7 protein-coding genes are annotated in these 7901 nt (G+C 73.8%); 4 read left to right on the top strand and 3 right to left on the bottom strand.

What is annotated here, in order from left to right; all coding sequences use genetic code 11:
* Window positions 1–364: 364 nt before the first annotated feature.
* The 3 genes from ACIP37_RS36395 to ACIP37_RS36385 all read left to right on the top strand — a co-directional run bounded on the left by ACIP37_RS36395 (window position 365) and on the right by ACIP37_RS36385 (window position 2095).
* Window positions 365–946: a 50S ribosomal protein L25/general stress protein Ctc gene (locus ACIP37_RS36395; RefSeq protein ID WP_363588396.1), complete on the top strand. Its 582-nt coding sequence runs from the start codon at window positions 365–367 to the stop codon at window positions 944–946.
* 109 nt (window positions 947–1055) lie between these two features.
* Window positions 1056–1634, top strand: a complete 579-nt coding sequence (gene pth, locus ACIP37_RS36390) for an aminoacyl-tRNA hydrolase (protein ID WP_063348046.1) — start codon at window positions 1056–1058, stop codon at window positions 1632–1634.
* Window positions 1635–1771: 137 nt separating this feature from the next.
* Window positions 1772–2095: a hypothetical protein gene (locus tag ACIP37_RS36385; RefSeq protein WP_350877739.1), complete on the top strand. Its 324-nt coding sequence runs from the start codon at window positions 1772–1774 to the stop codon at window positions 2093–2095.
* A 160-nt stretch (window positions 2096–2255) separates the two neighbouring features.
* On the opposite strand, the gene ppc is transcribed toward ACIP37_RS36385, so the two are convergent.
* Complete coding sequence (gene ppc, locus ACIP37_RS36380) at window positions 2256–4991, bottom strand: phosphoenolpyruvate carboxylase (RefSeq protein ID WP_363588404.1); 2736 nt, start codon at window positions 4989–4991, stop codon at window positions 2256–2258.
* A 334-nt stretch (window positions 4992–5325) separates the two neighbouring features.
* On the opposite strand from ppc, the gene ACIP37_RS36375 reads away from it, so the two are divergent.
* On the top strand, window positions 5326–6594 hold the full coding sequence (locus ACIP37_RS36375; protein ID WP_400809463.1) for a sensor histidine kinase: 1269 nt from the start codon (window positions 5326–5328) through the stop codon (window positions 6592–6594).
* A 69-nt stretch (window positions 6595–6663) separates the two neighbouring features.
* Here the strand turns inward: ACIP37_RS36375 and ACIP37_RS36370 are convergent, their stop codons facing one another.
* Together ACIP37_RS36370 and ACIP37_RS36365 are read right to left on the bottom strand one after the other, a co-directional pair.
* Window positions 6664–7173, bottom strand: coding sequence for an SUKH-3 domain-containing protein (locus ACIP37_RS36370; protein WP_363630194.1), 510 nt, complete (start codon window positions 7171–7173; stop codon window positions 6664–6666).
* Between the two features lie 83 nt (window positions 7174–7256).
* Window positions 7257–7718, bottom strand: a complete 462-nt coding sequence (locus tag ACIP37_RS36365) for a YwqJ-related putative deaminase (protein ID WP_350877742.1) — start codon at window positions 7716–7718, stop codon at window positions 7257–7259.
* Between the last annotated feature and the right edge of the window lie 183 nt (window positions 7719–7901).

The following is a 7901-nucleotide window of genomic DNA, read 5'->3' as shown; positions in this document are numbered from 1 at the left end:
ACCCCCCCCCCGCCGGCGCCCGCTCCCCGCGGGGGGCGCGGGGGGGGTGGGTCCTCGCCCCTTTTGCGGGGCGGCCCCCCCCCCCCCCCGGGGGGGGGGCCCGGGGGCGGGCGGGGCGGGGCCCCGCCGCCGATTTCACGGGAGGCCGTTCATGCGGTTAGACTCGTGAAACTGCTCGGCGAGGGATGCCGTGTGCCTGCTTGCCGGGTGCCCGCTCCGTGATCGACGCGCTGCCGGTGTCGGATTTCCGTCCGTCGGCAGAGGCCGTTACCGCCGAGTGACCCCCGAACGTACTGAGGGTGTGGCCCCGGCGGTTTTTCGCGTTGCCTGCACCCCCGCGCCAGTCTTCCCGAGGAGTGCAGTCGTGTCCGAGATCCGCATCGCCGCTGAGACCCGTTCCGAGTTCGGCAAGGGTGCCGCCCGTCGCGCCCGCCGTGCCGGCTTCGTCCCCGGTGTCGTCTACGGCCACGGCCACGCCCCGGTTCACCTGAACCTGCCGAGCCACGACCTGATGATGGCGCTCAAGACCCCGAACGCCCTGCTGGTCGTGCCGATCGAGGGCAAGGACGAGTACGTGCTGCCCAAGGCCGTGCAGCGCGAGGCCATCAAGCGCACCATCGAGCACGTCGACCTGCTGCTGGTCAAGCGCGGCGAGAAGGTCACCGTCGAGATCCCGGTCCTCACCGAGGGCGAGCTGGCCCCCGGCGGCAACCTGCTGGAGCACGTCCTCAACGCGCTGCCGATCGAGGCCGAGGCCACCCACCTGCCCGAGTCGGTCACCGTCTCGGTCGAGGGCCTGGAGTCCGGTGCCTCCATCCTCGCCAAGGACATCGCCCTGCCGGCCGGCGTCACCCTGGCCGTCGACGCCGACGCCGTCGTGCTGCAGGTCATCGGTGCCCAGGCCGCCCCGGCCGAGGCCGCCGAGGCCGAGGGCGCCGAGGCCTGAGCCTCGCCCCACCAGCTGTGACCGCTGCCCCGGTCGCTCCCCTCGGAGCGGCCGGGGCAGCGGTGTGTCCGGGAAGATGACGTAGAGCGCGCACAGGAGGAGAGAGGGCATGGCGGACGAGTACGAGGGCCCCTGGCTGGTGGTGGGGCTGGGCAACCCGGGCGAGCAGTACGCCCGGAACCGGCACAACATCGGGTTCATGGTGGTGGACCTGCTGGCGCAGCGGATGGGCGCGAAGTTCAAGGCGCACAAGAGCCGGGCGCAGGTGGCCGAAGGACGGCTGTCCGGCCGCCGGGTGGTGCTGGCCAAGCCGATGTCGTTCATGAACCTCTCCGGCGGGCCGGTGACGGCGCTGCGGGACTTCTACAAGGCGCCGGCCTCGGCGCTGGTCGCCGTCCACGACGAGCTGGACATCGACTACGCGGCGCTGCGCCTCAAGCTGGGCGGCGGGGACAACGGCCACAACGGGCTGAAGTCGATCACCAAGTCGCTGGGGCCGGACTACTACCGGGTGCGGTGCGGGATCGGTCGGCCGCCGGGCCGGATGGAGGTCGCGGACTTCGTGCTGAAGGACTTCTCCGGCGCCGAGCGCAAGGAACTGGAGTGGTTCGTGGACCGCTCGGCGGACGCGGTGGAGGCGCTGCTGTCCGAGGGGTTGGAGCGGGCGCAGGGCACCTACAACTCCTGACGCTCCATCAAGTCCGGGAGTGGTGTTACGCAACAGTCGTACAACGCTTGACGGTCCAAACCTGAATCCGTGTGAGAACCCTGTGCGGGATCGGATAGCGTCGGCCTGGTACGCGAACGAGTCCTGGGGAGTTCTCGATGCGGGGTTTTCGTCCGGTCCGCCGACTGCGGCGGCTCCGGGTGGTCCGACTGAAGCAGTTCGGACGGCGGGTCGGCACGGCCGGTGCGCTGGGGGCGGCCGGGGTGCTGCTCTCGGGCGGCGCGGTGGCGCACGCGGACGCGGTGGCCGAGCCGGATCCGGGCGTCTCCGCGGATCCCGCGGCGGCGCAGTTCGGGCCGCTGCTCGGTGACTCGATGGGCACGGACGCCGGGCTGCTGGCGGTCGGCGGCGGCCTGGTGGTCGCGGCCGGCGGCGCCGCGCTGTGGCTGAAGCGCCGGCGCGCGGGCGAGCCGGGCGAGTAGGCCGTGTCCGGGGCCTGGCCGCCCGGGCGATGAGCACGACACCGGGCCGGTGCCCACGGGCGCCGGCCCTTTCGCGTGCCCCGAACCCTTCCGGTACGGGACGGGGCCGCCGCCCACCCCGGAGGGCGGACGGCGGCCCCGTCCCGTACGCGCGGTGGCGTCAGCCGGTGTTGCGCAGGCCGGCGGCGATGCCGTTGACGGTCAGCAGCAGCGCGCGGGCGCGCAGCGGGTCCTCGTGGCGGCCGGTGGCGACCTCATCGCGCTGGCGGCGCAGCAGCGCGACCTGGAGGTAGGAGATCGGGTCGAGGTAGGCGTCGCGGACGGTGAAGGTCTGCTTGAGCACCGGGTTGTGCTCCAGCAGTTCGCCCTCGCCGGTGAGCCGGAGCACCTCGCGCAGGGTGAGGTCGTGCTCGGCGACGATCTGGTCGAAGACGTGGTGCAGTTCGGCGGGCACCAGCTGCTCGACGTAGTGGCGGGCGATCCGCAGGTCGGTCTTGGCCAGCGTCATGGCGACGTTGGACAGGAAGTTGCGGAAGAAGTGCCACTGGCCGTGCATCTCGTCGAGCACGCCGCCGAGGCCGGCCGCGCGGGCGGCGGCGAGGCCGGAGCCGACGCCGTACCATCCGGGGACGATCTGGCGGGACTGGGTCCAGCCGAAGACCCACGGGATGGCCCGCAGGCCGTCGAGGCCGGCGCCGGAGTCGGGGCGGCGGGACGGGCGGGAGCCCAGGTGCAGCGAGGCGAGCTGGTCGACCGGGGTGGCGGCGAAGAAGTACTTCGGCAGGTCGTCCTGCTCGACCAGGGCGCGGTAGGCGGTGTGGGCGGCCGCGGAGACCTGGTCCATCGCGGCGTCCCAGCGGGCCAGTTCCTCGGGGGCCTGGCGCGGGGCGGTGTGCAGCGCGGAGGCGGAGAGGGTGGCGGAGATGGTCAGCTCCAGGTTCTCCCGGGCGAGGGAGGGGAGCAGGTACTTGTCGGAGATGACCTCGCCCTGCTCGGTGACCTTGATCTCGCCCTCCAGGGTGCCCCAGGGCTGGGCCAGGATGGCCTCGTGGGAGGGGCCGCCGCCGCGGCCGACGGTGCCGCCGCGGCCGTGGAACAGGCGCAGCCTGATGCCGTAGCGGTGGGCGACGTCGCGCAGCCGGCGCTGGGCGCGGTGGATCTCCCACTGGGAGGTGGTGATGCCGCCGAACTTGGAGGAGTCGGAGTAGCCGAGCATGACCTCCTGGACGTCGCCGCGCAGCGAGACGAGCAGCCGGTAGGAGGGGTCGGACAGCATCTCGTCGAGGATGAGGTCGGCCTTCTGGAGTTCCTCGGTGGTCTCCAGCAGCGGCACGATGCCGATCTTGGCGATGCCGCCGTGCAGGTCGATCAGGCCGGCCTCGCGGGCCAGGACGGTGGCGGCGAAGACGTCGTCGGCGCCCTGGCACATGGAGATGATGTAGCTCTCGACGATCTCGTCGCCGAAGCGCTCGAAGCCCTCGCGGATGGTGTTGAAGACGCCGAGGGTCTTGGTGCCGGCGGCGTCCAGCGGGGCCGGGGTGGGGGCGAGCGGGCGGCGCGAGCGGAGCTCCTTGGCGAGCAGCTTCTGCCGGTACTCGCGGGGCATGTCGGCGTAGCGCCAGGCCTCCTCGCCGAGGCGGTCGAAGAGCTGGCCGAGGGCGTGGTGGTGGGCCTCGGCGTGCTCGCGGACGTCCATGGTGGCGAGCTGGAGGCCGAAGGCCTCGATGGTGCGGATGGCGCGGGCGAGGCGGCCGTCGGCGATCAGCTCGCCGCGGTGGGAGCGCAGGGAGTCCTGGATGAGCCGCAGGTCGGTGATCAGCTCGCGGGTGCCGAGGTAGTCGCGGCCCTCGACGTGCGGGGTGCCCTGGGCGAGCCGCTCGCGGGTGTTCTCCAGCTTGAGCCGGACGCAGGTGGCCTTGAGGCGGTAGGGCTCCTCGGCGTTCATCCGCTTGTAGCGGGGGCTGAGCTCGGGGAGCTGGTGCAGGTCGGTGTTGAGCGAGGCGAGCAGTTCGACCGAGGCGCCGGCCAGCCGCTCGGAGGTGGAGAGGGTGCTGCGCAGGTCGTCGACGGCGGCCAGGGCGTCCTTGATGCCGTACTCGTGCTGGAGGTTGAGGACGTCCCAGGTGACCTGCGGGGTCACGTTGGGGTTGCCGTCGCGGTCGCCGCCGATCCAGGTGCCGAAGGTGAGCGGGCGGACGCCGTCGGGCAGGGTCAGGCCGACCCGGCCGAGCTCTTCGTGCAGTTCCTCCAGGACCTGGGGGACGGCGTCGCGGTAGAGCTCGTCCAGGTAGTAGACGGCGTTGCGGGCCTCGTCGGTGGGCTCGGGGCGGGCGATGCGCAGCTCGTCGGTCTGCCAGAGCAGGTCGATGACCTCGGCGAGGCGGCGGTCGGCCTGGCGGCGGGCGCTGCTGGTGCGGGCCGGGTCGGCCTGGGAGAGGCCGGCGGCGATCTCCTCGCGGTGGATGCGGTCGAGGAGTTCGCCGATGCGGCGCAGCTTGTTGAGGACGCTGCGGCGGGCGGCCTCGGTGGGGTGGGCGGTGAAGACCGGCCGGACCGCGAGGTGGGCCAGGGTGTTCTCGAGGTGCTTGGGGTCGGCCTCGGCGAGCTGGTCGGCGGTCTGGGCGAGCAGCGAGCCCTCCCGGGCGCGGCGGGTGGCGAACTCGCGGCCGCGGTGCACCTGTTCGGTGACGTTGGCGAGGTGGAAGTAGGTGGAGAAGGCCCGGACCAGCTTGGCGGCGGTGTCCAGGTCGATGTCGGAGAGGAGTTCGGCGGTGGCCTCGCCGTCGGTGCGGCTGAGCAGGCGGACCTGTTCGACCAGGCCCAGTAGCTGGGGGCCTTCCTGGCGGACCAGCGTCTCGCCGAGCAGGTCGCCGAGGCGGCGGATGTCCGCACGCAGGGCCGCGTTGTCGGCAACTGGGCCGGTGGCGTGGACATTGGGGCTGTCCGCCGGGGTGGGGACCGGAGCGGTCACGGCTGGCTCCCTGTGGTGGTGGGGTTCGGCAACGGCTCATCGTCACAGGTCCGCCCGCGTGTGGCGGGTGTGACGCGTGCGGACCGCGCTGTCCGACGCGACCAGCATAGGTGTCGGGGCGGTCGCTGTCCGCGAGGTGGCCGGATGGCGGACAGTGACGTCGCAGGCCGCATGTGGTCTGGACCACTTGAGGGTGCGGCGAGGTGTCGGGGGCAATCCCGGTGGGGAGGGGAGGGGGTTGCCGCTTAGGCTGTCGGCCATGAGCAAGTCGCCTGGGGAGCGCGCGCCGGTCCGGTCGTTCTGGTGGTGGGAGCGGCCTCGCAGCGCCTTCCTGGACATCGGGCTGGCGGTGCTCGCCGCGCTGGAGTGCGCGCTCAGCGCGATCGCCTTCCTCTCCGGCCGGGTGCACCTGGACGCCGCCGGGGTGGCCGGCATCTCGCTGCTCGGCGTGGTGGCGGGCGGTTCGCTGGTGCTGCGCCGCCGCTGGCCGGCCGTACCGGTGCTGGTGACCCTGGTGGCGATGCCGGGGATGCTCGGCGTCCTGCTGCTGGTGGTGTCGCTGTACACGCTGGCGGCGACCTGGGAGTGGCCCACCCGGCGCTGGCGGGTGGTGGCGCTGTCCGCACTGGCCTTCGCCGAGACCGTCGCCGTGATGATGGTGTCGATGCTGACGCCCGGCGACACGGCGGTGGAGCAGCCGCCGCTCTGGGGCCAGGTGCTGATCGCGGTGCTGGTCTCCGTCGGCCTGACCGTCCCGCCGGTGGTCACCGGACTGTACGTGGGCGCGCGGCGGCGGCTGATCGACTCGCTCAAGGACCGCGCGCACGGCCTGGAGACCGAACTGGACCTGCTGGCCGAGCAGGCCCAGGAGCGCGCCCGCCGGGCCCGGCTGGAGGAGCGCACCCGGATCGCCCGGGAGATGCACGACGTGGTGGCGCACCGGGTGTCCCTGATGGTGGTGCACGCCGGGGCGCTGGAACGGATCGTCGCCAAGGACCCGGAGAAGGCCGCGCAGAGCGCCAAGCTGATGGGCGAGGTCGGGCGGCAGGCGCTGAACGAGCTGCGGGAGATCCTCGGCGTGCTGCGGATGGACGACGAGCGCCAGCCGGAGCCGGACTCGCTGGCCGGGCTGCCCCGGCTGGTCGACCAGTCCCGGGCGGCCGGCATGGCGGTGACGCTGACCGTCAGCGGCAGTCGGCAGGAGTTCACCGGCGAGGCCGAGCAGACCGCCTACCGCGTCGTCCAGGAGGGTCTGACCAACGCGCACAAGCACGCGGGCGGCGCACAGGTGTCCGTCCTGCTCGCGTACGCGCCCAACGGGGTGCGGGTGAGCGTGGTGAATGCCTGCCCGGGCGGCGGCGGGGGCGCGGCGAAGCTGCCCAGCGGCGGCAACGGACTGGTCGGGATGCGGGAGCGGGTGATCGCGCTGGGCGGCACCTTCTCCTCCGGGCCGGAGGCGGACGGCGGGTTCCGGGTCGAGGCGGTGCTGCCGTCCCGGCTGGCGGTCCGGGCCGAACGGCTGCGGTGACGCGCCGCCAGGCCCGGCCCGGCGGTCAGGGCGCGTCGGCGGACCGCCCCGGGGCCCGCCGGGCCGCCGTCAGGATCCGTCGGCGGTGCGCAGCCGCTCCGGGGCGGTGCCCAGGACCAGGGTGGTGACGGCCTGGTCGATGCCGTGCCCGAGGAACCACTCGCCGGTGTGGTCCAGGCTGTAGACCCGGCCCTCCTCGTCGACGGCCAGCAGCGCCTGCCCGTACGCCTCCTCGCCGAGCGGGGCGAGCTGGGTGCCCAGGGCGCGGCCGAGGTCGAGCAGGGTGCGCGGCTGGTGCAGCCCGCACAGCGGGTCGATCAGGAACGGGGTGCGGGCCAGTTGGCGGCCCGGGCCGGCCAGGTCGAAGGCGAGGCCGCCGAACTCGGCCCAGGCCTCCACCGCCGCCGGGAACACCGCGTGCCGCAGGCCGGACGGCCCGCCGTACCCGACCAGGGCGTCGGCCCATTCCTCGGCCTGCCGTATCTGCCAGCGGCCGGGGTGCCAGCCGGCCGCCTTGAGCTCGGCGGCGACGTCGGCGGGGAAGCGCGGGCGAACCCGCCCGGCGGGGGCGGCGGACAGGGTGGCCGGCGGTGGCGGGGGCGGGCTGGGCGGGTTCAGGGCGGACTCCAGGGCTCGGGGACAGGGGGCGTACGAGGGCGCGGTCAGGGCGCGGGCGGCCCGACGGCGACGCTCTGCACGGTGAAGTGCTCCAGCATCGGCGCGCAGGAACGGCACGGCGGGGCGTGGGTGCCGTGCGCCGGGTCGCCCTCCTCCCGGATGCGAACGGTCGTCATCCGGGAGCCCTTGAGCGCCTTGCGGGCCTCGTGCAGGGTCATCGGCTTGCGGGCGGCGCGCTTGGAGCGCCGGCCGTCGACCGCGGCCAGGTGCTGGGAGAGCAGGACGGCCTCCGGGCAGCGGCCGGTGAACCGCTCGCGCGCCTCGACGGGCAGCGTGTCCAGGAACTCGCCGACCAGCGGGTGCAGGACCGGCCGTCGGGCGTCCTTGTCCCCGGCCAGGGTGTGCACCTCGCCGCCCTTGAGCGACAGGGCGGCGGCGACGGCGGGCAGCAGGCTGTCGCGGTGGTGGCGCAGCACGGGCGGGCCCGCGGGCTCACCGGTGGTCATGCGTCGTCCTCCTCCTCTGTTCCCGCTGACGGAAGGACCGGTGGGACGGTCCGGGGCAAGCCTGTCAAACGACACCGACATCCGCACAACCGGGGTGCGGGGGCGGACGAACGACCGTGCGGGACCGGCCGGGCCGTCACCCGATCCTCGCCGGACCGGGGCCGGATCCGCACACCGTCGTCA

The organism is Kitasatospora sp. NPDC088861 (genome assembly GCF_044750105.1).
Taxonomy (GTDB): domain Bacteria; phylum Actinomycetota; class Actinomycetes; order Streptomycetales; family Streptomycetaceae; genus Kitasatospora.
The sequence above is the reverse complement of the archived record's forward strand: the minus strand, read 5'-3'. Positions and strand labels throughout refer to the sequence as shown.

Excerpts from the sequence above, each read along its gene's own strand:
- pth (WP_063348046.1), top strand. The coding sequence starts at position 1,056 with ATGGCGGACGAGTACGAGGGCCCCTGGCTGGTGGTGGGGCTGGGCAAC.
- ACIP37_RS36385 (WP_350877739.1), top strand. The coding sequence starts at position 1,772 with ATGCGGGGTTTTCGTCCGGTCCGCCGACTGCGGCGGCTCCGGGTGGTC.
- ACIP37_RS36365 (WP_350877742.1), bottom strand. The coding sequence starts at position 7,718 with ATGACCACCGGTGAGCCCGCGGGCCCGCCCGTGCTGCGCCACCACCGC.
- ACIP37_RS36375 (WP_400809463.1), top strand. The coding sequence starts at position 5,326 with ATGAGCAAGTCGCCTGGGGAGCGCGCGCCGGTCCGGTCGTTCTGGTGG.